This is a genomic window from Pseudomonas rhodesiae (assembly GCF_007858255.1).
GTDB classification, from domain to species: Bacteria; Pseudomonadota; Gammaproteobacteria; order Pseudomonadales; family Pseudomonadaceae; genus Aquipseudomonas; species Aquipseudomonas rhodesiae.
Map to the genome: position 1 here is coordinate 296,228 of NZ_VFEU01000004.1, position 25,052 is coordinate 321,279.

Consider the following 25,052-nt stretch of genomic DNA (forward strand, 5'->3'; position numbering starts at 1 on the left):
TAGATATATCGACTTATAACTTGCATCACCTTGCTACTGGCATTTTTATAATTGCCAGTAGCTTTATTCAGTGGGAACACTTCAGGGTGCGCTAAACCACAGTCACTGAGCGGTTCAAGACACCTCTCCTCACTTGCGTCGATACGGAAACACATCAATCACCTTCCCCGCCCGAATCGCCTCCTGCAGGCCCTTCCAATAATCCGCGTTGTACAACTCGCCATGCAGTTCGTTGAATAGCTTGCGCTGGTCGATGTCGGCAAACAGGAACGGCGGGAATTCCTCCGGGAACACGTCCAGCGGGCCGATGGAGTACCAGGGCTCGGAGGCCATTTCATCCTCGGGTGTACGCGGGGCGGGAATGTGGCGGAAGTTGGCCTCGGTGAGAAAGCAGATTTCGTCGTAGTCGTAGAACACCACGCGGCCGTGACGGGTGACGCCGAAGTTCTTGAGCAGCATGTCACCGGGGAAGATATTCGCCGCCGCCAACTGTTTGATGGCCAGGCCGTAATCTTCCAGGGCTTCGCGTACCTGTGCGGGGTTGGCGTTTTCCAGGTAGAGGTTGAGCGGGGTCATGCGCCGTTCGGTCCAGCAGTGGCGGATCAGCACGGTGTCGCCTTCGACTTCGACAGTCCCGGCGGCCACGTCCAGCAGTTCGGCCAGGCAATCAGGGTCGAACTTGCTCAAGGGAAAGCGAAAATCGGCGAATTCCTGGGTATCGGCCATGCGCCCCACACGGTCGACGCTTTTAACCAGGCGGTACTTTTCGATCACGGTGGCGCGGTTGACGTTTTTCGACGGTGAGAAACGGTCCTTGATGATCTTGAACACGGTGTTGAAGCCCGGCAGGGTGAACACGCTCATGACCATGCCGCGCACGCCGGGGGCCATGATGAACCGGTCGTCCGTGGTAGCCAGGTGGTTGATCAGCGCGCGGTAGAACTCCGACTTGCCGTGCTTATAGAAACCGATGGACGTGTACAACTCGGCAATGTGCTTGCCCGGCAGGATGCGCTTGAGAAACCCGATGAACTCCGCCGGCACCGGCACATCCACCATGAAGTAGGAGCGGGTGAACGAGAAGATGATCGACACCTCGGCCTCATCGGTGATCAGCGCATCAATGCGGATACCCTGCCCTTCGCGGTGCAGCAGCGGAATAACCAGCGGCCATTGCTCATCGCGGGTATAGATGCGCCCGACCAGGTAGGCCCCTTTATTGCGGTAGAGCACCGAGGAAAACAGCTCGACTTTGAGGTCCGGGTCTTTGCACACCCAATCCGGCAGGTTTTCCCGCAGTTGGGCTTCGAGCCGGCGCAAGTCGGCCGCCAGGTCGGCGTAGGGCTCGCTGAAGCGGTAGTCCTCGACGATCTGCGCGAGCATCTCGGCAATCTGCCCGGCCGGCGCGTAGACACGGGTTTGCGCCGCCCGCGCGCGACGCAGGCTGGGCCGGGTGGTGTGGATAAACATGCAGCCGTCGCTGATCAGGTCGTGGCTGAACAGGCCGCAGAAGATCGAGTTGTACCAGGTCTCGGACAATTCATCGTCGAAACGCAGGTCGATCAGGCCGATATAGGCGCTTTTCACCAAAGGCCATAGGTCGATGTCCAGCAAATCGGCGGCCTCGAACCCCGCGCGCAGCCGCGTGGTGACTTCGCCGACCTTTTCTTCATACAGGTTGATCCGCGCCGCCGATGCCGCCTGGCCCAGCTGCCATTGGGCCTTTTCGAAACGCTCGCGCGCACCATCGGTGATCTGGCGAAAGTGTTCGCGGTAGTCATCGAAGCCCTCAAGGATGGTGCGGGCGATGGCAAGGGCGGACGTGGGCTGCGACATGCGGGAAACCTCGAACGGGCATCGGGAAGCCCTGAGCTTAGCCAGTGCGGGAACCCAGGAGAAGAAGGATTTTCGGCGCGCCGTTCTACAGCCTTGTCAACTTTGTACATTAATTTGCAATTTTTATAAGTCGACCGGATGGTCAACTAACGCACTAGAAACGTGCAACGCGTCATTCGCCTGAGCCTCTCACAGCGTGGCCTGGCGCTTGAATCCAAGAAAAAGGCGCCTATCGCCAGCCCCCGACACAAAATTCGATTTTGGATCCAACTAAGGGAAACCCTGATTACCACCTTGATGGCACTTTGATATACAGCGCGCCCTTTCCCACCCTGACAAGGCCATAGGCCGATGCGGGAAGAGGTTCTAATCGTCCAAGGAGCATTGAGATGTCATTGAGGAACATGAGAATCGGTATGCGCGCCGGTCTGAGTTTTGCCGCGTTGGCCAGTTTGCTGGTGATGGTGGGGCTGTTTGGCCTGGGCCAGATGGCCAAGCTGCGTGAAAGCGCGCTGGTGATTGAGCAAACGTGGATGCCCAGCATCGAGAACATTCACGACAGTGCGGCCCTGGTGGCCACTATCCGCTTGGAGTCCCTGCGCCTGGTAAGCACCGACGAATCTCGCGTGCGTGACACCAGCAGAGCAGTGATCAGCCGCACCAGCGATGAACTGCAAAAGCTGCTCGACCGGCATGAAACCCTGCTGAGCAACGACGCCGAACGCGACCTGCTCAAGACCCTCAAAGGCCACGTAACCACCTACCTCGCCATCGTCGCGCAAATGATCGCGCTGGTGGACCAGGACCAACAGCAGGAAGCCCTCGACTTGCTAGTCGGTCGCCTCGCGCCCCAGGGCGGCGTGCTGAGCCAGAGCCTGGAAAACCTGATTGTGTTCAACCAGAACGGCGTCGAAGCCGCTGCCGATTCGGCCGCGCAGCTGTATGGGAGCGCGCAGTGGGTGGTCGGCCTGATTATCGTGGTCGCACTGATCGCTACCCTCCTGCTGGCGTGGTTGCTCACCCGCAGCATCACCGTGCCGATCGGCCAGGCGCTGGGGGTGGCCCGCACCATCGCCAACGGCGACCTGAGCCAGCCCATCACCGTCAGCGGCAAGGACGAAGCAGCTCAGCTACTGACCGCCCTGGCCAGTATGCAAGCACAGTTGCAGGGCACCATTCGTGGAATCAGCGAATCGGCCCGGCAACTGGCCTCGGCCGCCGAGGAGATGAGCTCGGTGATGGATCAGAGCACACGCGGCTTGCAGGCCCAGAACGACGAAATCGAGCAAGCCGCGACCGCCGTCAACCAAATGAGCGCGGCCGTCGACGAGGTAGCGGGCAATGCGGTGTCCAGCGCCGAGGCGTCCCAGGCCTCCGACGAAGACAGCAAACATGGCCACTACCAGATCAGTGAAACCATCAGCTCAATCCAGAACCTAGTGGACGAAGTGCTCGGCGCCTCGAATAAAGCCGAGGGCTTGGCGCTACAGGCCCAGGACATCAGCAAGGTGCTTGAGGTGATACGGGGCATTGCCGGGCAGACCAACTTGCTGGCGCTGAATGCGGCGATTGAAGCGGCGCGCGCAGGCGAGGCCGGGCGGGGCTTTGCGGTGGTCGCCGATGAGGTGCGTTCATTGGCGCAGCGCACCCAGGACTCCACCGAAGAAATCGAGCAGATGATCAGCGGCATCCAGCAAGGCACCCAAGCCACCGTTGACGCACTCAACAGCAGCGCCGAGCACGCCGGCCAGACTCTGCAGCGGGCCAACAGCGCCGGCAGCGCGCTGGAAAAGATCACCGCCGCCATTTCGCAGATCAGCCAGCGCAATCTGGTGATCGCCAGCGCCGCCGAGCAGCAGGCGCTGGTGGCGCGCGAGGTCGACCGCAGCCTGGTCAATATCCGCGACCTGTCCACCCAGACCGCCGCCGGTGCCACCCAGACATCGGCCGCCAGTCAAGAGCTGTCGCGCCTGGCGGTGGACCTCAATGGCATGGTGCTGCGCTTCGTCGTGTAATCAGGGATTGTGTCGCGCAGGGCGCTGGGCAACACTCGCCGGCTTATTCGCGTAGGAAGTTTTCCGTGAGACCTGTCGACACCCTCTACCTGCTGGGACTGGCCGCTATCTGGGGCGCGAGTTTCTTGTTTATGCGCATCATTGCGCCGGAAATCGGTACGCTGCCCACCGCGTTCTTCCGCGTATCGATCGCCGCCGCCGGCTTGCTGGTGATGCTGGCCGTGATGCGGGTGAAATGGGATTTCCAGGGTAAATTCAGAACCGTCCTGCTGCTGGGGGTGATCAATTCCGGAATCCCCGCCACCATGTACTCGGTGGCCGCCCAAGTGCTGCCGGCCGGCTATTCGGCGATTTTCAACGCCACCACGCCGCTGATGGGCGTGTTGATCGGCGGGTTGTTCTTCAGCGAACGCCTGACCCCGTCGAAAATCGCCGGCGTGTGCCTGGGCCTGCTGGGCGTGGCCGTACTGACCCGCGCCGGGCCGGTGGCATTCGACCTGCCCCTGCTGATGGGTGCCCTCGCCTGCCTGCTGGCCACCACCTGCTATGGCTTTGCCGGGTTCCTGGCACGCCGCTGGCTGGATCGACGCGGCGGCCTGGACAGCCGCCTCGCCGCTCTAGGCAGCATGCTCGGCGCGACCTTGTTTCTACTGCCCTTCTTCGCCATCAGTGCCCTATATCAGCCACCGGCCAGTTGGGGCGGTTGGCAGGTCTGGGCGTCGCTGCTGGGGCTCGGGTTGGTGTGTACGGCGTTTGCCTACGTGCTGTACTTCCGCTTGCTGACGGCCATCGGGCCGGTGCGCTCGATGACCACCACATTCCTGATCCCGCCGTTTGGCGTGCTGTGGGGCGCCTTATTGCTGGATGAGCCGCTGTCCATGGCTCATCTATATGGTGGGGTGTTGATCGCGGGCGCGCTGTGGCTGGTATTACGGGTAGGGAAACTGGCCAAGACCTTGTAGGCAGGTTTCATGCGGGGAGCCAGGGACGGTCGTTATACTGCCGCCCGGTATTTTCAAGGATTCCCCCCATGCTGACCCTGCCCTGGCTGTACCTGGCACTGCTTTCCATCGGCTATGTAATGGCCCTGGTTTACGGACAATTGGGTGCACTGGCGTTGGTGTCAGTCGCCCTGCTGCTGGTCGCCGGCTATGCCGTGCGCCAACAACACACACCCTGGGCGCGCTACCTGGGCCACGGCCTGTTTATCGTATTGGCGCTGGGCCTGGCGATGCATTGGTTGCCGGGCTTCTATAACGGCCGCGGGATCGACCCGCAACGCTTCACCCCCGATGCAGTGCCGTTCTCGATGTACCTGAATCAGGACAAACCTCTGATCGGCTTCTGGCTGCTACTGGCCTGCCCCTGGATCGTGGCGCGGCGCGCGTTGCGCCTGTCGATCTGTGTCACCGCCCTGGCCTTGACCCTCACCGCCATCGCGGCCCTGGGCGGCGCGGCGCTGCTTGGCATCATCAGTTGGGCACCGAAATGGCCGGATCCGGCGTGGCTGTGGGTGCTCAATAATCTGCTGTTGGTCACGCTGGTGGAAGAAGCGCTGTTCCGTGGCTACATTCAAGGCGGCTTGAGCCGGCGCTTCAAGCACCTGCCTTATGGCGACAACCTCGCGCTGTTGTTGGCGTCGCTGCTATTTGGCCTTGTGCACCTGGGGGCGGGGTGGCACTGGGTGCTGCTGGCGAGCATTGCCGGGGTCGGTTACGGCTTGGCATACCGGTTTGGCGGCCTCGGGGCGGCGATTGCCACGCACTTTGGCTTGAACCTGCTTCACTTCGGCTTGTTTACGTATCCGATGCTGGCCGGTTGATTGTTGCAAAAATAAGTTAAATAAACCCCCGTGCCGGTCGATACCCCCTGAAAGCCTTGCGGATTGAACAATCATGCGTAATAACCAGCCCGTTACCCAGCGCGAACGTACCTTCCCCGCTCAGCAACGGTTGATCTCCACCACGGATGCCAAGGGCGTGATCACTTACTGCAACGACGCGTTTGTCGAGATCAGTGGGTTCAGCCGTGAAGAACTGCTGCGCGCGCCGCACAACCTGGTACGTCACCCGGATGTTCCGGCGGCAGTGTTCGCGCACATGTGGACGACGCTCAAACAAGGCTTGCCATGGATGGGCATTGTCAAGAACCGCTGCAAGACCGGCGATCATTACTGGGTGAACGCCTATGTAACGCCGATTTTCGATGGCAACCAGGTGGTCGGCTACGAATCGGTGCGGGTCAAACCCACCGCCGAGCAGATCCGCCGGGCCGAAGCGCTCTACCAACGCATCAACCAGGGCAAGTCGGCGATTCCACGGCGCGACAAGTGGCTACCGGTGCTACAGGACTGGGTGCCTTTTATTCTGGTGAGCCAGTTGAGCTTTATGATCGGGGCCTGGCTTAACTCCCACTGGGGTTTTGCCTTGGCCGCGGCGCTGTCGGTGCCTTTGGGCCTGCTGGGCCTGAGCTGGCAACAGCGCGGCCTCAAGCGCCTGCTGCGCCTGGCCGAGCAGACCACGTCCGACCCGTTGATCGCGCAGATGTACACCGACAGCCGTGGCGCCCAGGCACGCCTGGAGATGTCGATCCTCAGCCAGGAGGCGCGTCTGAGGACGTGTCTGACCCGCTTGCAGGACACTGCCGAGCACCTCAACGATCAGGCGTCGCAGTCCAATACCCTGGCGCATAACAGCTCCAGCAGCCTGGAACGCCAGCGCGTCGAAACCGAGCAAGTGGCCACCGCCGTCAACCAGATGGCCGCGACCACCCAGGAAGTGGCCAGCCACGTGCAGCGCACCGCCGATGCCACGCAGGAAGCCAATCGCCTGACCGGTCGCGGCCGCGATATCGCCGGGGAAACCCGCGAGGCGATTCAGCGCTTGTCCACCGCCGTGGGTGAAACCGGTGTCACCGTGACCCAACTGGCCAAGGACAGCGATGAAATCGGTGGCGTGGTCGATGTGATCAAAGGCATTGCCGACCAGACCAACCTGCTGGCGCTGAACGCCGCCATTGAAGCGGCGCGTGCCGGTGAAATGGGTCGAGGCTTTGCCGTAGTGGCCGACGAGGTTCGCCAACTGGCGCAACGTACCGCCGAGTCTACCGGGCAGATCCATACCTTGATCGCCAAGCTGCAACAAACCGCCAGCGCGGCCGTGCAGACCATGGATGCCGGGCATCGCCAGGCCGAAGAAGGCGTGGCACGGGTAATGGAAGCGGATCAGGCGCTGGTGGGCATCAGCGAAGCGGTGGCGCACATCACCGATATGACCAGCCAGATCGCCGCCGCGACCGAGGAGCAAAGCTCGGTGGCTGAGGAGATCAGCCGCAATATCAGCACCATTGCACTGCTGGCCGATCAAACCTCGGAACAGGCACTGAACTCGGCGCAATTGAGTGAAGACCTGACCCACACAGCTAATAGCCAGTATTCCTTGGTCGAACGTTTCAACCGATAGACCGCTATCGGGAGCAAGCCCCCTCCCACAGTTAACCGCGTACATCCCTTGGAATGCGGTCGAATGTGGGAGGGGGCTTGCTCCCGATTGGCCCTAACAGACGCTGAGAAACTCAGCCACCTGCACGGCCGCAGCCTCCAAATGCTGCTCATGCGTAAACCCCGAAGCCTTCAACGGCTTCAAGTCATGGTCCCCCGCCTCCAGCCACATTACCTCGATGCTCGGCGATAACGCATAACGCTCCACCGCGGCCCGATTGCCCAGGGCATCGCGCTCACCTTGCACGATCAAGGCCAGGGTCTTCAGCTCGGCCAAATGTTCGACCCGAGGCTTCTGCGGCTTGCCCACCGCATAAAACGGATACCCCAGGCACACCAACCCATCGGCGCCCAGTTCGTCGGCCACCAGACTGGCCATGCGCCCGCCCATGGACTTGCCACCGATGGCCACAGACCCAGCGACATGACGCCGCACCTCGGCATACACCTCACGCCAGGCCTGCAGCAGTTTCGGTGCCGGGTTGGGTGGGCGTTTGCCGCCGTCGAGCCGGCGCTGAGCCATATAGGGAAACTCGAAGCGCAACACGTTCACGCCTTGTGCGGCAAGGCGTGCAGCCATGTCGTTCATAAAGGTCGAGTCCATTGGCGCGCCGGCGCCGTGGGCCAGGATAAGCGTGATCGGCCCGCCCGAAGGCGCGTTGGACGCGACATCCCACAACCAGCCATGTTCCCGCGCACACTGCGCCCATTGATCCCCGTCAATACTGGCCTTGTGCTCTTTGCCCATGCTTGCCTCGCTATTTAGTCTGCCTATAACTCCAGCCCAAGTGCCGCTCGGCTTGGGTTGAACCGTGGATGGGGAACCATGAACACTACATTAAGTACCGCCTATAACTACAAGGTGGTCCGCCAATTCGCCATTATGACGGTGGTGTGGGGCATCGTCGGCATGGGGCTCGGGGTTTTTCTCGCCGCCCAATTGGTTTGGCCCGCGCTCAACTTCGATTTGCCCTGGACCAGCTTTGGCCGTTTACGCCCACTGCATACCAACGCGGTGATCTTCGCGTTCGGTGGCTGTGCGCTATTCGCCAGCTCCTTCTACTCGGTGCAGCGCACCTGCCAGACCCAGCTGTTCGCGCCGAAACTCGCCGCGTTCTGCTTCTGGGGCTGGCAACTGGTGATCCTGCTCGCCGCAATCACCCTGCCGCTGGGCTACACCAGTTCCAAGGAATACGCCGAGCTGGAATGGCCGATCGACATCTTGATCACCATCGTCTGGGTGGCCTACGCCATTGTGTTCTTCGGCACCGTGGCCAAGCGCAACACCAAGCACATCTACGTCGGTAACTGGTTCTTCGGTGCGTTCATCATCACCGTGGCCATCCTGCATATCGTCAACAACCTGGAAATCCCGGTCAGCCTGACCAAGTCCTACTCGCTGTACGGCGGTGCGACGGATGCCATGGTGCAGTGGTGGTATGGGCACAACGCGGTAGGCTTTTTCCTCACCGCCGGTTTCCTCGGCATGATGTATTACTTCGTGCCCAAGCAAGCCGAGCGTCCGGTGTACTCCTATCGCCTGTCCATCGTGCACTTCTGGGCGCTGATCACCCTGTACATCTGGGCCGGTCCGCACCACCTGCACTACACCGCACTGCCGGACTGGGCACAGTCCCTGGGCATGGTGATGTCGCTGGTTCTGCTGGCGCCAAGCTGGGGCGGCATGATCAACGGCATGATGACCCTCTCGGGCGCCTGGCATAAATTGCGCAGCGACCCGATCCTGCGCTTCCTGGTGGTGTCCCTGGCGTTCTACGGCATGTCGACCTTCGAAGGTCCGATGATGGCGATCAAGACCGTCAACTCGCTCTCCCACTACACCGACTGGACCATCGGCCACGTACACGCCGGCGCCCTCGGTTGGGTGGCGATGATCTCCATCGGCGCGCTGTATCACATGATCCCGAAAGTCTTCGGCCGCGAGCAGATGTACAGCCTTGGCCTGATCAACGCGCACTTCTGGCTGGCCACCATCGGCACCGTGCTCTACATCGCTTCGATGTGGGTCAACGGCATCGCCCAGGGCCTGATGTGGCGTGCGATCAACGACGACGGCACCTTGACCTACTCCTTCGTCGAGACCCTGGTGGCCAGCCACCCAGGCTTCATCGTGCGGCTGGTGGGCGGCGCGGTGTTCCTCAGCGGCATGTTGCTGATGGCTTACAACACATGGCGCACCGTGCGCTCGGCACAACCTGTCGAAGCCGCCCCTGTCGCGCAGATGGCCTGAGGAGTCAGTGATGAAACACGAAACGATTGAAAAGAACGTCGGCCTGATGATGCTGCTGATGGTGCTCGCCGTGAGCATCGGCGGCCTGACCCAGATCGTCCCGCTGTTCTTCCAGGACGTGACCAACAAGCCGGTCGAAGGCATGAAGCCCTACACCGCGCTGCAACTGGAAGGCCGCGACATCTACATCCGCGAAGGCTGCGTGCAATGCCACTCGCAGATGATCCGCCCGTTCCGCGCCGAAACCGAACGCTACGGCCACTACTCGGTCGCCGGCGAAAGCGTGTGGGACCACCCGTTCCTGTGGGGCTCCAAGCGCACCGGCCCGGACCTGGCGCGCGTCGGCGCACGCTACTCCGACGACTGGCACCGTGCGCACTTGTACAACCCGCGCAACGTGGTGCCTGAGTCGAAAATGCCGGCCTACCCGTGGCTCGTCACGGCCCCGGTCGACAGCAGCCACACCGAGACCAAGTTGAACGTAATGCGCACCCTCGGCGTGCCGTACACCGACGACGACATCAAGGGCGCCGTGGCCAGCCTCAAGGGCAAAACCGAGATGGACGCGCTGGTCTCGTACCTGCAAGTGCTCGGCACTGCCATCAAGAGCAAGAGGTGAGCCATGGGATTTGAATTCGATGCGGGCACCATCCGCGGCCTCGGCACGCTGGTGGTCGCCATCGCCTTTATCGGCTTGTCGCTGTGGGTGTTCAACAATCGGCGCAATGCGGAATTCGAGCAGGCGCGCCTGCTGCCGTTCGCCGACGAGCCCACCGCCCCCCCATCCGACGCTCAAGAAGAGCCTGCAATAAGGAGCACTCGGCCATGACCCTATTTTGGAGTACATGGATCTGCGTACTGACCATCGGCAGCCTGATCGGGCTGACCTGGCTGTTGATCTCCACCCGCAAGGGCGAGACCAAGGGCAGTGTCGACCAGACCATGGGCCACGCCTTCGATGGCATCGAGGAATACGACAACCCCCTGCCCCAGTGGTGGTTCATGCTGTTCGTCGGCACCTTGGTGTTCGCGGTCGGCTACCTGATCCTCTATCCGGGCTTGGGCAACTGGAAAGGCGTCCTGCCGGGCTATGAAGGCGGTTGGACCCAGGCCAAGGAATGGGAAAAGGAAATGGCCAAGGCCGATGCGAAATTTGGGCCGATCTACGCCAAATTCGCGGCCATGCCCGTGGAAGAAGTAGCCAAAGACCCACAAGCGCTGAAAATGGGTGGCCGCCTGTTCGCCTCCAACTGCGCGGTGTGCCACGGCTCGGATGCCAAGGGCGCATACGGCTTCCCAAACCTGGCCGACAACCTGTGGCGCTGGGGCGGCTCTGCCGAGGCAATCAAGACCACCATCATGAACGGTCGCCACGCGGCGATGCCGGCCTGGGGTGAAGTACTGGGCGAAGACGGCGTGAAAAACGTCGCGGCCTATGTGCGCCACGACCTGGCCAAGTTGCCGCTGCCGGCCGATAGCACCGCCGATCTGGCCGCTGGCCAAGCCACCTTCAACACCACCTGCGTTGCCTGCCACGGCCCGCAAGGCCACGGTGTGGAAGCCATGGGCGCGCCTAACCTGACCGAACCCGCCGGTTTCATCTACGGCACCGGCCTGGCGCAATTGCAGCAGACCATCCGTCACGGCCGTCAAGGCCAGATGCCAGCGCAGGAAGCCCTGCAAGGCAATGACAAAGTGCACCTGCTGGCGGCTTACGTGTACAGCCTGTCCCACAACGCTGATGGCGCAAAGCCAGAAAGCCAAGCGCAATAACCACTCAAGGCCGCCCCACCCGGGGCGGCCGCTGCTTCGTCTGTAGGAGCGGGCTTGCTCGCTCCCACACCGCCCCCCCTACGCGACCAAGTGTCGCACCCGTCTAAAGCAAACCTTTCCCCTCCTCCCATTCGGGTCTACGCTTGCTTGCACAGTGGACCGATCCTGGTGTACGCGACGAGTCACGTTGCGACCTGCAAAATTTCCTGTCCACTCGATCAGCTTTCCATTTCGGATTTTGTCCTTACGCCAAACATGGAAAGGGCGCAGAATCTGGCGTGGAACGCATTGATACAGGTCAGTCATTGCGTTGCAATGACCCCTCGCTTTCTACATACTTGCGGCCGATTTTTACCTATAAAAAAACCTAAACCGTGGAACCTTAGAATGAGCACAGCAATCAGTCCGACTGCTTATAACTATAAGGTAGTCCGCCAGTTCGCCATCATGACGGTGGTCTGGGGGATCCTTGGCATGGGGCTCGGGGTCTTCATCGCCTCGCAACTGGTCTGGCCGGAATTGAATTTCGACCTGCCCTGGACGACCTTCGGTCGCCTGCGCCCGCTGCACACCAACCTGGTGATTTTCGCCTTCGGCGGATGTGCATTGTTTGCCACCTCTTACTATGTCGTGCAGCGAACCTGCCAGACGCGACTGATCTCCGATGGCCTCGCCGCTTTCACCTTCTGGGGCTGGCAAGCGGTCATCATCGGCGCCATCGTCACCCTGCCGTTGGGTTACACCACCACCAAGGAATACGCCGAGCTGGAATGGCCCATCGCCATTTTGCTGGCCGTGGTCTGGGTGACCTACGCTGCGGTGTTCTTCGGCACCATCATCAAGCGCAAGACCAAGCACATCTATGTGGGCAACTGGTTCTACGGCGCGTTCATCCTGGTGACGGCGATGCTGCACATCGTCAACCACGCGTCGTTGCCGGTCAGCCTGTTCAAGTCCTATTCGGCTTACTCGGGCGCGACGGACGCAATGATCCAGTGGTGGTACGGGCATAACGCCGTAGGCTTTTTCCTCACCACCGGGTTCCTGGGGATGATGTATTACTTCGTGCCGAAACAGGCCGAACGCCCTATCTACTCCTATCGCCTGTCCATCGTGCACTTCTGGGCGCTGATCACCCTGTATATCTGGGCCGGTCCGCACCACCTGCACTACACCGCGCTGCCGGACTGGGCGCAATCCCTGGGCATGGCCATGTCGATCATCCTGCTGGCGCCAAGCTGGGGCGGCATGATCAACGGCATGATGACCCTCTCGGGCGCCTGGCATAAATTGCGCACCGATCCGATCCTGCGGTTCCTGGTGGTGTCCCTGGCGTTCTACGGCATGTCGACCTTCGAAGGTCCGATGATGGCGATCAAGACCGTCAACTCGCTCTCCCACTACACCGACTGGACCATCGGCCACGTTCACGCCGGCGCCCTCGGTTGGGTGGCGATGATCTCCATCGGCGCGCTGTACCACATGATCCCCAAACTGTTTGGCCGCGAGCAGATGCACAGCGTCGGGCTGATCAACACGCACTTCTGGCTGGCCACCATTGGCACCGTGCTCTACATCGCTTCGATGTGGGTCAACGGCATCACCCAGGGCCTGATGTGGCGTGCGATCAACGATGACGGCACCCTCACCTACTCCTTCGTCGAAGCGCTGCAAGCCAGCCACCCGGGCTACATCGTTCGTGCCCTGGGCGGTGCGTTCTTTGCCGCCGGCATGCTGTTCATGGCCTACAACGTGTTCCGCACCGTGCGGGCCTCGGACCCTGTAAAAGCTGAAGCCGCCGCCAAGATCGCCGTTGTGGGAGCCCACTGATGAAGCATGAAGTAGTCGAGAAGAATATCGGCCTGCTGGCCTTCTTCATGGTCATCGCCGTGAGCATCGGCGGCTTGACCCAAATCGTCCCGCTGTTCTTCCAGGACGTGACCAACAAGCCGGTCGAAGGCATGAAGCCGCGCACCGCCCTTGAACTGGAAGGCCGCGACGTCTACATCGCCAACGGCTGCGTGGGCTGCCACTCGCAGATGATCCGCCCGTTCCGCGCCGAAACCGAACGCTACGGCCACTACTCGGTCGCCGGCGAAAGCGTGTGGGACCACCCGTTCCTGTGGGGTTCCAAGCGCACCGGCCCGGACCTGGCGCGCGTGGGCGGGCGTTATTCCGATGACTGGCAACGTGCGCACCTGTACAACCCGCGCAACGTCGTGCCCGAGTCGAAAATGCCGGCGTACCCGTTCCTCGTGGAAAACAAGCTCGACGGCAAGGACACCGCGAAGAAGATGGAAGTCTTGCGCACCCTGGGCGTGCCCTACACCGACGAAGACATCGCCGGTGCCGCGGCTGCCGTGAAGGGCAAGACCGAAATGGACGCATTGGTGGCCTACCTGCAGGGCCTGGGCACCATCATCAAAAGCAAACGGTGATTCTTCATGGATATCGGGATGATTCGTGGCCTGGGCACCGTTGTGGTGATGGTGGCCTTTGTCGGCCTGGCGCTGTGGGTGTTCAGCCCCAAGCGCAAGTCGGAGTTTGACGACGCAACCATGCTGCCCTTTGCGGATGACCCCGAAGCCATCAAGCACGTCGAGCAAGCTTCTAGGAGTAACAAAGAATGACTACGTTCTGGAGTCTGTACGTCACAGTCCTCAGTCTGGGTACCATCTTCGCCCTGACCTGGCTGCTGCTGTCGACCCGCAAGGGCCAGCGCGCCGAGCAAACCGACGAAACCGTCGGCCACTCGTTCGACGGCATCGAGGAGTACGATAACCCGCTGCCCAAGTGGTGGTTCATGCTGTTCGTCGGCACCATCGTGTTTGCCCTTGGTTACCTGGTGCTGTACCCGGGCCTGGGCAACTGGAAGGGTCTGCTGCCGGGCTATAACTACCTCGACAACGACAAGCAAACCCCCTTCGCCAACGGTCAGACCGGCTGGACCGGCGTGCACGAATGGGAGAAGGAAATGGCCCGCTCGGACGCCAAGTTCGGGCCGATCTTCGCCAAATTCGCCTCGATGCCGATCGAAGAAGTTGCCAAGGACCCACAAGCGCTGAAAATGGGCGGCCGCCTGTTCGCCTCCAACTGCTCGGTGTGCCACGGCTCCGACGCCAAGGGCGCCTATGGCTTCCCCAACCTGACCGACGCCGACTGGCGCTGGGGCGGCGAACCTAACACCATCAAGGAAACCATCCTCAAAGGCCGCCACGCGGTGATGCCAGGCTGGGCCGAAGTGATTGGCGAACAAGGCGTGGCCGATGTGGCCGGTTTTGTGGTGACCAAGCTCGACGGTCGCAAGCTGCCTGAAGGGGCCAAGGCCGACGTGGCCAACGGCGAAAAACTCTTCGCCGCCAACTGCGTGGCCTGCCACGGCCCCGCCGGCAAAGGCACCCCCGCCATGGGCGCTCCCGACCTGACCCACCCCGGCGCGTTCATCTACGGTTCGAGCTTCGCTCAGTTGCAGCAGACCATCCGCTACGGCCGTCAGGGCCAGATGCCTGCACAGGAACAACTGCAAGGCAACGACAAGGTGCACTTGCTCGCGGCGTATGTGTACAGCTTGTCTCATGCAGACAAAAAGGCCGAGGAGCAGTGAGACTGATCGTTATTTAGCAACACAGAAACAACCCATGTGAGAGGGGGCTGGCCCCCGATAGCAGTGGGCCAGTCATGCCTTTATTGACTGACACTCTGCTATCGGGGGCCAGCCCTTCTCACATTGGATCTCTGGCATTTTTGAAGGTCGAACCGGCAAAACCGTCCATACTTCCCAAGTCAATTGATCCAGATCACGTACACCATCAATTGATTTCCCCCAACGCGACCAAAGGTCGCACCCTTGGCGTACCATCGGGGGCGTATCATTACGCTACTGCAACATCCTTAATTTGACCCCGGTTGGCACGTACTGGCCGAGGCAAATCTCCACCGCCGTGGGATGCAATGATGAGCGACCAAATACCGGTACATGACGTTACCCCGCCTGCCAAACATTCAAGCCAGACGGTCGATCTCTACGCCGCGCGCGAGAAGATCTACACCCGTGCCTTCACTGGCCTGTTCCGCAACCTGCGCATGCTCGGCGGTGCCGCGCTGTTCCTGCTCTACTTCGGCACGGTGTGGCTGAACTGGGGCGGTCACCAGGCCGTGTGGTGGAATTTGCCGGAACGTAAGTTCTTTATTTTCGGCGCAACCTTCTGGCCTCAGGACTTCATCCTGCTGTCTGGCATCCTGATCGTCGCCGCGTTCGGCCTGTTCTTTATCACGGTGTACGCCGGGCGCGTGTGGTGCGGCTATACCTGCCCGCAAAGCGTGTGGACGTGGATCTTCATGTGGTGCGAAAAGGTCACCGAAGGCGACCGCAACCAACGCATCAAGCTGGACAAAGCGCCGATGAGCGCCAACAAATTCCTGCGCAAATTCAGCAAGCACAGCCTGTGGCTGATTATCGGTTTCGTCACCGGCATGACCTTCGTCGGTTACTTCTCGCCGATCCGCGAACTGGTCTTCGACTTCTTCACCGGCCAGGCCGATGGCTGGTCGTATTTCTGGGTCGGTTTCTTCACCCTTGCCACCTATGGCAACGCCGGCTGGCTGCGCGAACAGGTGTGCATCTACATGTGCCCTTATGCGCGTTTCCAGAGTGTGATGTTCGACAAGGACACCCTGATCGTCTCCTACGACCCACGCCGTGGCGAACTGCGCGGGCCACGTAAAAAAGGCGCCGACTACAAGGCCCAGGGCCTGGGCGACTGCATCGACTGCACCATGTGCGTACAGGTATGCCCGACCGGCATCGACATCCGTGACGGCCTGCAGATCGAGTGCATCGGCTGCGCGGCGTGCATCGATGCCTGCGACAACATCATGGATAAGATGGAGTACCCACGCGGCCTGATCAGCTACACCACCGAACACAACCTGTCCGGCCAGAAAACCCACAAGCTGCGTCCACGTCTGATCGGCTATGCGTTGGTATTGCTGGCGATGATCAGCCTGTTGGTCACCGCGTTTTTCATGCGTTCGCTGGTGGGCTTCGACGTCAGCAAAGACCGCGTGCTCTTCCGCGAAAACGCCGAAGGCCGCATCGAAAACGTCTACAGCCTGAAGATCATGAACAAGGACCAGCGCGACCACACCTACGTGCTCGATGCCGCCGGCCTGCCGGATCTCAAGTTGCAGGGCCGCCGCGAGATCAAGGTGTCCGCCGGCGATATCGTGAGCATGCCGGTGGAACTGTCGAGTGCGCCGGAACAAGTGCCATCGAGCACCAACGAGGTGACGTTCATCCTCAAGGATGCCGATGACCCGAGCATTCACGTCGAAGCCAAGAGCCGATTCATCGGCCCTCAGGTCCGTTAACCCAACGTTGTTAAACAGAGAGCCGAACAATGCCCGTAGCCACTGCCGCAAGCCCTTGGTACAAGCACCTCTGGCCCTGGATCATCATCGGTATCCTCGCCTGCTCGGTGGCCTTGACCTTGTCCATGGTGACGATCGCGGTGAACAATCCGGACAACCTGGTCAACGACAACTACTACGAGGCCGGCAAAGGCATCAACCGCTCCCTGGATCGTGAACGCCTGGCCCAGACCCTGCAGTTGCGCGCCAAGCTGCACCTGGACGAACTGACCGGCGAGGTCGAGCTGAACCTCACCGGCTACAGCAACCCCAACACCCTGCAACTGAACCTGATTTCACCGACCCAGCCGGAGAAAGACCGCAAGATCAACCTGACCCGCAGCGACAGCGAGCCGGGCCGCTACCTGGGTCAGGTGACCGATAAAGTCGAAGGCCGCCGTTTCGTGGAGCTTTTGGGTGTGGAAGGCGACAAGACCTGGCGCCTGTTCGAGGAAGAAGAAGTCAGCCACGACAAAGACTTACTGCTGGGAGATGAGCCCTTGCAGGGCGCCGAAGACCTGAAGAAGTAAACACTCTGCGCTTCGCACGTCGCGGCCCCGCCCCTCCCTGCGAGAGTCGGGCTGGCCCGCGACGAGGCCCTACCAGCCCCTAAAGATTCCAAGCCATGACCACCCCGCTTCCCTGCTACCACTGCGCCCTGCCCGTGCCGCCCGGCAGCCGGTTCACCGCTCAGATCCTCGGCGAGCGCCGTGAACTCTGCTGCCCAGGTTGCCAGGCAGTGGCCGAAGCGATTGTGGCCGGGGGCCTGGAAAGCTATTACCAGCATCGCAGCGAAGCCTCGGCCAACCCCGAAGCGCTGCCGGTACAACTGGTGGAGGAGCTGGCGCTGTATGACCGCGCCGACGTGCAAAAACCCTTTGTGCGCCATGACGGCGAACTGGCCGAAACCACCCTGCTGATGGAAGGCATCAGTTGCGCGGCGTGTGGCTGGCTGATCGAAAAACACCTGCGCAGCCTGCCCGCCGTGGCCGAGGCGCGGCTGAATCTGTCCAACCATCGCTTGCAGGTCCGCTGGGCCGATGGGCAACTGCCGTTGAGCCAGGTGCTCAGCGAACTGCGCCATATCGGCTATGCCGCCCACCCGTATCAGGCGGACCGCGCCGCTGAGCAATTGGCCAGTGAAAACCGTCTGGCCTTGCGCCAACTGGGCGTGGCCGGCTTGCTGTGGTTTCAGGCGATGATGGCAACCATGGCCACTTGGCCGGAATTCAATATCGACCTGAGCCCAGAGCTGCACGTCATCCTGCGCTGGGTAGCGATGTTTCTGACCACCCCCATCGTGTTCTACAGCTGCGCGCCGTTTTTCAAAGGCGCGTTGCGCGACCTGCGCACCCGCCATCTGACCATGGATGTGTCGGTGTCCCTGGCGATTGGCGGCGCCTACCTGGCGGGCATCTGGACCGCCATCAGTGGCGTGGGCGAGCTGTATTTCGATGCAGTGGGCATGTTCGCGCTGTTCCTGCTGGCAGGGCGCTATCTGGAACGCCGCGCCCGCGAACGCACCGCCGCCGCCACTGCGCAACTGGTCAACTTGCTACCGGCGTCGTGCCTGCGCGTGCAAAGCGACGGCCAGAGCGAGCGCATCCTGCTCAGCGAACTGGCCGTGGGCGACCGCGTGCGCGTACACCCTGGCGCGGTACTGCCGGCGGACGGGGTGATCCTCGACGGTCAGTCCAGCATCGACGAGTCGCTGCTGACCGGCGAGTACCTGCCGCAAGCGCGCCAGGTGGGCGATAGCGTCACCGCCGGCACCCTGAATGTGGAAGGCGCGCTGACCGTTGAAGTACGCGCCCTGGGCCACGACACCCGCCTGTCCGCCATCGTGCGCTTGCTGGAACGGGCCCAGGCCGAGAAACCGCGGCTGGCCCAGATCGCTGACCGTGCCGCGCAATGGTTCCTGCTGGGCTCGCTGCTCGCCGCCGCGCTGATCGGCTTGTGGTGGTGGCAGTTGGACGCGTCGCGGGCATTCTGGATCGTACTGGCGATGCTGGTGGCGACCTGCCCGTGCGCCTTGTCGCTGGCCACACCCACCGCCCTCACCGCCGCCACCGGCACCCTGCACAAACTCGGTTTGCTGCTGACCCGCGGCCATGTGCTGGAGGGTCTTAACCAAATCGACACGGTGATTTTCGACAAGACCGGCACCCTCACCGAAGGCCGCCTGGCGCTGCGAGCGATTCGCCCCTTGGGCCCGTTGGACAGTGATGCCTGCCTGGGCCTGGCCGCCGCCCTGGAAAACCGTTCAGAGCACCCGATTGCCCGTGCCTTCGGGCGTGCGCCGCTGGCTGCCGATGAAGTACTGAGCACCCCCGGCCTCGGCCTGGAGGGTCGCGTGGGCGAGCGCCTACTGCGCATCGGCCAGCCGGGGTTCGTGTGTGAGCTCAGCGGCTGCGCCTTGCCCGCCTCACCCGACGAAGCCGGACAATGGCTGCTGCTGGGTGACGGCCAGGGCCCGCTCGCCTGGTTCGTGCTCGACGACCGCCTGCGCAGCGATGCACCGGCCTTGCTGCAAGCCTGCCAGGCACGCGGCTGGCGCACCCTGCTGCTCTCGGGGGACAGTTCGCCGATGGTCGCCAGCGTCGCGCTTGAGTTGGGCATCGACGAAGCCCACGGTGGCTTGCGCCCCGACGACAAACTGCAAGTGCTGCAACGCCTGCACCGGGAAGGCCGCAGGGTGTTAATGCTCGGCGATGGAGTCAACGATGTGCCGGTGCTCGCCGCCGCGGATATCAGTGTGGCCATGGGCTCGGCCACCGATCTGGCCAAGACCAGCGCCGACGCGGTGCTGCTGTCCAACCGCTTGGATGCGCTGGTGCAGGCCTTCAGCCTGGCGCGGCGCACCCGACGGGTGATCATTGAAAACCTGGTCTGGGCGGGGCTATACAATGGCCTTATGCTGCCGTTCGCCGCCCTCGGCTGGATCACGCCCATTTGGGCGGCGGTGGGCATGTCCCTCAGTTCGTTGACCGTGGTGCTCAACGCCCTGCGCCTGACTCGCCTGCCGAGCGCGCCGGCCGCCAGCGCCCCTCAAGTAACCCGCCCGCTGCCGGCTTGAGCCGCGCGGGCATGGAGTGCAGATGCCAGCTTTATACGTGATGATTCCGGCGGCGCTGCTATTAGTGGGCGTCGCCATCTACATCTTCTTCTGGGCCGTGGACAGCGGCCAATACGACGACCTCGACGGCCCGGCCCACAGCGTGCTGTTCGATGACCAGGACCCCAACCACTTGGCCGGCGTCGAAGAAGCCAACAGCCCCGAGCAACCGCCCAAGCCCCAAGAACCACCCCATGCTTGAACTGGCGCCGTTACTGGTTTCCGCGCTGATCCTCGGCCTGCTCGGTGGCGGCCATTGCCTGGGCATGTGCGGCGGACTGATGGGCGCGCTGACCCTGGCCATCCCTCAAGAGCAGCGCAGCCGTCGGTTTCGTCTGCTGCTGGCGTACAACCTGGGGCGCATCCTCAGCTACGCCTGCGCCGGGCTGCTGATCGGCATGGCCGGCTGGGCCGTGGCCAATAGCCCGGCGGCCATGATTCTGCGGGTGTTGGCCGGTCTGCTGCTGATCAGCATGGGCCTGTACCTGGCCGGCTGGTGGAGCGGTCTGACCCGCATCGAACGCCTCGGGCGCGGCCTGTGGCGGCATATCCAGCCGATTGCCAACCGTTTGCTGCCGGTGTCCAGCCTGCCCCGCGCGTTGTTGCTGGGCGCGCTGTGGGGCTGGTTGCCGTGCGGGTTGGTCTACAGCACCCTGCTCTGGGCCGCCAGCCAAGGCAATGCGCTGGACAGTGGTTTGCTGATGCTGGCATTCGGCCTGGGCACCTGGCCGGTGTTGCTGGCCACCGGGCTGGCGGCGGAACGCGTCACTGCCTTACTGCGCAAGCGCAGCGTGCGCATGGCCGGCGGTGTGCTGGTGGTGCTCTTCGGTATCTGGACCCTGCCCGGCCCGCATCAGCACTGGTTGATGGGGCATTGAAACGCCGTGTGGCATAGCGCCGCTCCCCGTTGACGCAAATCAAGGCGCCCCCTACGGCCAACCCCTAGACTCGGCCCACTAGCCTATCCGGGGGACGCCCGCATGCTCGACGCCATTCGTTGGGACACCGATCTGATTAACCGCTACGACCTGGCAGGGCCGCGCTACACGTCCTACCCGACCGCCGTGCAATTCGACAGCCAAGTCGGCACATTCGACCTGCTCCACGCCCTGCGTGACAGCCGCAAGGCCACACGGCCGCTGTCGCTGTACGTGCATGTGCCGTTCTGCGCGAACATTTGCTACTACTGCGCCTGCAACAAGGTCATCACCAAGGACCGAGGCCGCGCCCACGCCTACCTGCAACGCCTGGAGCAGGAGATCCAACTGGTGGCTTGCCACCTGGACCCCAAGCAGCCGGTGGAGCAACTGCACTTCGGCGGCGGCACTCCGACCTTTCTCAGCCACGACGAACTGCGCCAGGTCATGACCTGCCTGCGCCAGCACTTCAACCTGCTGGACGATGACTCCGGCGACTATGGCATCGAGATCGACCCGCGCGAAGCCGACTGGGCCACCATGGGCCTGCTGCGCGAGCTGGGCTTTAACCGCGTGAGCATCGGCGTGCAAGACCTCGATCCCGAGGTCCAGCGCGCAGTGAACCGTCTGCAAAGTCTGGAAGAAACCCGCGCGGTGATCGACGCGGCGCGCACCCTGCAATTTCGTTCGATCAACATCGACCTGATCTACGGCTTGCCCAAACAGACGCCGATCAACTTCGCGCGCACCGTGGAGGAAGTCATCAAGCTGCAGCCTGACCGCCTGTCGGTGTTCAACTATGCGCACCTGCCGGAACGTTTCATGCCGCAACGCCGGATTAACAGCGACGAACTGCCCTCCCCGGCGCAAAAACTGTTGATGCTGCAAACCACCATCGAACAACTGACCCAGGCCGGCTATCGCTACATCGGCATGGACCACTTCGCCCTGCCCGACGACGAGCTGGCCATCGCCCAGGAAGAGGGCCGGCTGCAACGCAACTTCCAGGGTTACACCACCCATGGTCATTGCGATCTGATCGGGCTTGGGGTGTCGGCCATCAGCCAGATCGGCGATCTGTACTGCCAGAACAGCAGTGACCTGAATACCTACCAGAACACCTTGGCTGGCGCGCAACTGGCCACCAGCCGTGGACTGGTCTGCACCACGGACGATCGTTTGCGCCGTGAAGTGATTCAGCAACTGATCTGCAATTTCAGCCTGGCTTTCGAACCCGTCGAGCAGGCTTTCAATATTGATTTTCGCGGGTATTTCGCCGATCTCTGGCCGCAACTGGAGGCGATGGCCACGGACGGCCTGATCACCCTCGACGAACACGGCATTCGCGTGCTGCCGGCCGGTCGACTGCTGGTGCGTTCGGTGTGCATGGTGTTCGATGCGTACTTGGAGCACCAGAACCGGCAGCGGTTTTCGCGGGTGATCTGAAGGGCAAGCCCCGGCGCGGTGAGGGCCGGGCTTGCGTTAACCTCTATACTATTGGTGCTTTTTTGTACAGGCTGGCCTGACTGCCCACAGTGCGTTACCCTTACGCATTATGTGTGATTCCCCACAAGGATTTTAGTAATGTCCGAGCCAGTCAAGCTGCGCGCTCATAACCAGGCCCATTGCAAGGATTGCAGCCTGGCCCCCCTCTGCCTGCCACTTTCGCTGAATCTGGAAGACATGGATGCGCTGGACGACATCGTTAAACGCGGTCGCCCGCTGAAGAAAGGCGAGTTTCTGTTTCGCCAGGGCGACAAGTTCGATTCCGTCTATGCAGTACGCTCCGGCGCGTTGAAGACATTCAGCCTGAGCGACGGCGGCGAGGAACAAATCACCGGTTTCCATCTGCCGAGTGAGCTGGTGGGATTATCGGGCATGGACACCGAGATTCACCCGGTATCGGCCCAGGCGCTGGAGACGACCTCGGTGTGCGAGATACCCTTCGAACGCCTGGATGAGCTGGCGCTGCAATTGCCGCAACTGCGCCGCCAATTGATGCGTGTGATGAGCCGCGAGATCCGCGACGATCAACAAATGATGCTGCTGCTGTCGAAGAAAACCGCCGACGAGCGCATCGCCACCTTCTTGGTTAACCTCTCTGCCCGTTTCCGCGCCCGTGGGTTCTCGGCCAACCAATTCCGCCTGAGCATGTCGCGCAACGAAATCGGCAACTACCTGGGGCTGGCGGTGGAAACCGTGTCCCGCGTGTTCACCCGTTTCCAGCAGAACGAACTGCTCGCCGCCGAAGGCAAGGAAGTGCATATCCTCGACCCGATCCAGCTGTGTGCGCTGGCCGGTGGCTCCATAGAAGGTTGATGCAGACACCTGCGGCCGCGCCAATCGGCGAGGTCGCAGGTATACTTCGAGTCCGTTTTCCGCACCCAGGACTCCTCGACGATGACCTTCGACTCGTTCGACATCAAATCCCTGATCCGCCCTGTCATCGACTTCCCCAAGCCTGGGGTGATCTTCCGTGACATTACCCCGCTGTTCCAATCGCCCAAGGCCCTGCGCCTGGTGGCGGACAGCTTTGCCCAGCGCTACGTCGAAGCCGAGTTCACCCACATCGGCGCGATGGATGCTCGTGGTTTTCTGATCGGTTCAATCATTGCTTATCAGTTGAACAAGCCGCTGATCCTGTTTCGCAAGCAAGGCAAACTGCCGGCCGATGTGCTAGCCGAGGGTTACCAGACCGAATACGGCGAAGCCTTCCTGGAAGTGCACGCCGACAGCTTGTGCGAAGGCGACTCGGTGCTGATATTCGATGACCTGATCGCCACTGGCGGTACGCTGATCGCCGCTGCGAACCTGGTACGGCGCATGGGTGCGAAGGTGTTCGAAGCCGCCGCAATCATCGACCTGCCGGAGCTGGGTGGCTCGCAGCGCTTGGAAGACATGGGCATCCCGACGTTTTGCCTGACGCAGTTTTCATTGACTGAACGCTAATGGCACTGCCCATCACAAGCCCATCTGCTTGCTGATGATTTCGTTCATCACCTCCCGAGTCCCCCCGCCGATGGACAGGATGCGGTTGTCGCGATACAGCCGCTCCACCAGATTGCCGCGCATATAGCCCTGGCCGCCGAGAATCTGCACGGCGTCGTAGGTGACGCGGTCGGCGGTGTCGGTGGCCAGGTTCTTGGCCATGGAAATTTCCTTGATCACACTTTTGCCCGCCGCCATCTTCGCTGCCTGGCGGTAGGTGAACTCCCGCGAGACTTCCACGGCCGTGGCCATTTCCGCCAAGCGATGCTTGAGCACCTGGAATTTACCGATGGGTTTGCCGAACGCCTCACGCTGAGCGGCCCATTGCAGGCTCTGTTCAAGGGCCATCTGCGCGGTCATATTGGCCATCAATGCCAGGGCCAGGCGTTCGCTCTGGAAGTTGCCCATGATGCAGGCGAACCCCATGTTCTCGGCGCCGATCAGATTGCCGACGGGCACTGGGCAGTTATCGAAGAACAACTCAGCCGTGTCCGACGCCCACCAGCCCATCTTCTTCAGTGGTGGACCGACGGTAAAACCAGGGGTGTTTTTTTCGATCAACAGCAGGCTGATACCGGCAAATCCCGGCCCACCGGTGCGCACCGCCACGGTGTAGAAGTCGGCGCGCACGCCGCTGGTAATAAAGGTTTTGCTGCCACTGACGCGGTAACAGTCGCCGTCGCGCACGGCGCGGGTGTGCAGGTTGGCCACATCGGAACCGCCACCCGGCTCGGTAACCGCCAGAGCAATGACCTTCGCCCCTGCCAACACCTGCGGCACCACTCGCTCGCGCACTTCGGGCCGTGCCCATTTGACGACAGGCGGCAAGCCGATATCCAGCGAACCGAGCCCCGCGACAACGCCGCCGGAGCCGCAGCGCATCAACTCTTCGCTGGCCGCAACCTTGGCGAACAAATCGCCTTCGTGACTGCCACCCAATGATTCTGGATACCCGATGCCAAGGATCCCCGCCGCACCGGCCTTGTCGTAGAGGTCGCGGGGGAAACTTTGCGCCTCCTCCCAGCGCTCGATGCCCGGCAGTATTTCGCGCTCGACAAAGCGACGCACGCTGTCGCGGATCAGTTGGTGATGGGGGTCGAAGTAATCCTGATAGGCAGACATCGGCAAACTCCACGCAACGGTGGAGAGAAATTACCAAGCGCTTGCTTGGTTAACAAGCATTCGAGAGAACGCGGTGCCAAAGAAATCCGAACTGAACCCGCCACGCACTTGTTGCGGCGAAGCAGGC

23 protein-coding genes are annotated in these 25,052 nt (G+C 61.9%); 20 read left to right on the top strand and 3 right to left on the bottom strand.

The genetic code is table 11. From position 1 onward, the window contains the following. Positions 1–129: 129 nt before the first annotated feature. A complete protein-coding gene (aceK, locus tag FIV35_RS08305; protein WP_034138916.1) occupies positions 130–1,836 on the bottom strand; it encodes a bifunctional isocitrate dehydrogenase kinase/phosphatase in 1,707 nt (568 codons plus the stop codon). Positions 1,837–2,297: 461 nt separating this feature from the next. Here aceK and FIV35_RS08310 point away from each other — a divergent pair, with 461 nt between their 5' ends. The 4 genes from FIV35_RS08310 (at position 2,298) to FIV35_RS08325 (ending at position 7,312) form a co-directional block, all read left to right on the top strand. Then, on the top strand, positions 2,298–3,851 hold the full coding sequence (locus FIV35_RS08310) for a methyl-accepting chemotaxis protein (protein WP_425326827.1): 1,554 nt from the start codon (positions 2,298–2,300) through the stop codon (positions 3,849–3,851). Between the two features lie 65 nt (positions 3,852–3,916). Further along, entirely contained in the window at positions 3,917–4,813 is an 897-nt protein-coding gene (locus FIV35_RS08315) for a DMT family transporter (protein WP_034138918.1), read from the top strand. 68 nt (positions 4,814–4,881) lie between these two features. Further along, positions 4,882–5,673: a CPBP family intramembrane glutamic endopeptidase gene (locus FIV35_RS08320; RefSeq protein WP_034138919.1), complete on the top strand. Its 792-nt coding sequence runs from the start codon at positions 4,882–4,884 to the stop codon at positions 5,671–5,673. Between the two features lie 73 nt (positions 5,674–5,746). Beyond that, positions 5,747–7,312, top strand: coding sequence for a methyl-accepting chemotaxis protein (locus FIV35_RS08325; protein ID WP_034099665.1), 1,566 nt, complete (start codon positions 5,747–5,749; stop codon positions 7,310–7,312). Between the two features lie 93 nt (positions 7,313–7,405). Here the strand turns inward: FIV35_RS08325 and FIV35_RS08330 are convergent, their stop codons facing one another. After that, on the bottom strand, positions 7,406–8,098 hold the full coding sequence (locus FIV35_RS08330) for an alpha/beta family hydrolase (protein WP_034138920.1): 693 nt from the start codon (positions 8,096–8,098) through the stop codon (positions 7,406–7,408). A gap of 78 nt (positions 8,099–8,176) precedes the next feature. On the opposite strand from FIV35_RS08330, the gene ccoN (FIV35_RS08335) reads away from it, so the two are divergent. The 16 genes from ccoN (FIV35_RS08335) to FIV35_RS08410 all read left to right on the top strand — a co-directional run bounded on the left by ccoN (FIV35_RS08335) (position 8,177) and on the right by FIV35_RS08410 (position 23,764). After that, positions 8,177–9,601, top strand: coding sequence for a cytochrome-c oxidase, cbb3-type subunit I (gene ccoN, locus FIV35_RS08335; RefSeq protein WP_034138921.1), 1,425 nt, complete (start codon positions 8,177–8,179; stop codon positions 9,599–9,601). 10 nt (positions 9,602–9,611) lie between these two features. Continuing rightward, positions 9,612–10,220 carry a cytochrome-c oxidase, cbb3-type subunit II gene (gene ccoO / locus FIV35_RS08340; protein ID WP_034099669.1) on the top strand — a complete coding sequence of 203 codons (609 nt, stop codon included), beginning with the start codon at positions 9,612–9,614 and terminating at the stop codon, positions 10,218–10,220. Between the two features lie 3 nt (positions 10,221–10,223). Beyond that, positions 10,224–10,430 (top strand): cbb3-type cytochrome oxidase subunit 3, encoded by a 207-nt coding sequence (locus FIV35_RS08345; RefSeq protein WP_034099670.1) that lies wholly within the window; start codon positions 10,224–10,226, stop codon positions 10,428–10,430. Continuing rightward, on the top strand, positions 10,427–11,374 hold the full coding sequence (gene ccoP, locus FIV35_RS08350; RefSeq protein ID WP_034114792.1) for a cytochrome-c oxidase, cbb3-type subunit III: 948 nt from the start codon (positions 10,427–10,429) through the stop codon (positions 11,372–11,374). The genes FIV35_RS08345 and ccoP (FIV35_RS08350) overlap by 4 nt, the downstream gene beginning before the upstream one ends. 387 nt (positions 11,375–11,761) lie before the next feature. Then, a complete protein-coding gene (gene ccoN, locus FIV35_RS08355; protein ID WP_034138922.1) occupies positions 11,762–13,204 on the top strand; it encodes a cytochrome-c oxidase, cbb3-type subunit I in 1,443 nt (480 codons plus the stop codon). After that, entirely contained in the window at positions 13,204–13,812 is a 609-nt protein-coding gene (gene ccoO, locus FIV35_RS08360; RefSeq protein WP_003193167.1) for a cytochrome-c oxidase, cbb3-type subunit II, read from the top strand. The genes ccoN (FIV35_RS08355) and ccoO (FIV35_RS08360) overlap by 1 nt, the downstream gene beginning before the upstream one ends. Positions 13,813–13,818: 6 nt before the next feature. Beyond that, entirely contained in the window at positions 13,819–14,004 is a 186-nt protein-coding gene (locus FIV35_RS08365; protein WP_020372609.1) for a CcoQ/FixQ family Cbb3-type cytochrome c oxidase assembly chaperone, read from the top strand. Further along, a complete protein-coding gene (ccoP, locus tag FIV35_RS08370) occupies positions 14,001–14,978 on the top strand; it encodes a cytochrome-c oxidase, cbb3-type subunit III (RefSeq protein ID WP_034099673.1) in 978 nt (325 codons plus the stop codon). The genes FIV35_RS08365 and ccoP (FIV35_RS08370) overlap by 4 nt, the downstream gene beginning before the upstream one ends. 350 nt (positions 14,979–15,328) lie before the next feature. Next, entirely contained in the window at positions 15,329–16,744 is a 1,416-nt protein-coding gene (gene ccoG, locus FIV35_RS08375) for a cytochrome c oxidase accessory protein CcoG (protein WP_034099674.1), read from the top strand. A gap of 29 nt (positions 16,745–16,773) precedes the next feature. Then, on the top strand, positions 16,774–17,313 hold the full coding sequence (locus FIV35_RS08380) for a FixH family protein (RefSeq protein ID WP_034099675.1): 540 nt from the start codon (positions 16,774–16,776) through the stop codon (positions 17,311–17,313). A 95-nt stretch (positions 17,314–17,408) separates the two neighbouring features. Continuing rightward, complete coding sequence (locus tag FIV35_RS08385) at positions 17,409–19,859, top strand: heavy metal translocating P-type ATPase (RefSeq protein ID WP_034138923.1); 2,451 nt, start codon at positions 17,409–17,411, stop codon at positions 19,857–19,859. A 22-nt stretch (positions 19,860–19,881) separates the two neighbouring features. Continuing rightward, complete coding sequence (ccoS, locus tag FIV35_RS08390; RefSeq protein WP_034099677.1) at positions 19,882–20,100, top strand: cbb3-type cytochrome oxidase assembly protein CcoS; 219 nt, start codon at positions 19,882–19,884, stop codon at positions 20,098–20,100. After that, a complete protein-coding gene (locus FIV35_RS08395) occupies positions 20,093–20,776 on the top strand; it encodes a sulfite exporter TauE/SafE family protein (protein WP_034114795.1) in 684 nt (227 codons plus the stop codon). Before ccoS ends, FIV35_RS08395 begins: the two co-directional genes overlap by 8 nt. Before the next feature lie 102 nt (positions 20,777–20,878). After that, positions 20,879–22,261 (top strand): oxygen-independent coproporphyrinogen III oxidase, encoded by a 1,383-nt coding sequence (hemN, locus tag FIV35_RS08400; protein ID WP_034138924.1) that lies wholly within the window; start codon positions 20,879–20,881, stop codon positions 22,259–22,261. Positions 22,262–22,399: 138 nt separating this feature from the next. Then, positions 22,400–23,134, top strand: coding sequence for a Crp/Fnr family transcriptional regulator FnrA (gene fnrA, locus FIV35_RS08405; protein WP_034099680.1), 735 nt, complete (start codon positions 22,400–22,402; stop codon positions 23,132–23,134). Between the two features lie 81 nt (positions 23,135–23,215). Beyond that, positions 23,216–23,764: an adenine phosphoribosyltransferase gene (locus tag FIV35_RS08410; RefSeq protein ID WP_034114796.1), complete on the top strand. Its 549-nt coding sequence runs from the start codon at positions 23,216–23,218 to the stop codon at positions 23,762–23,764. 12 nt (positions 23,765–23,776) lie between these two features. On the opposite strand, the gene FIV35_RS08415 is transcribed toward FIV35_RS08410, so the two are convergent. Beyond that, positions 23,777–24,925 (bottom strand): acyl-CoA dehydrogenase family protein, encoded by a 1,149-nt coding sequence (locus FIV35_RS08415; protein ID WP_034138925.1) that lies wholly within the window; start codon positions 24,923–24,925, stop codon positions 23,777–23,779. Positions 24,926–25,052 lie beyond the last annotated feature (127 nt).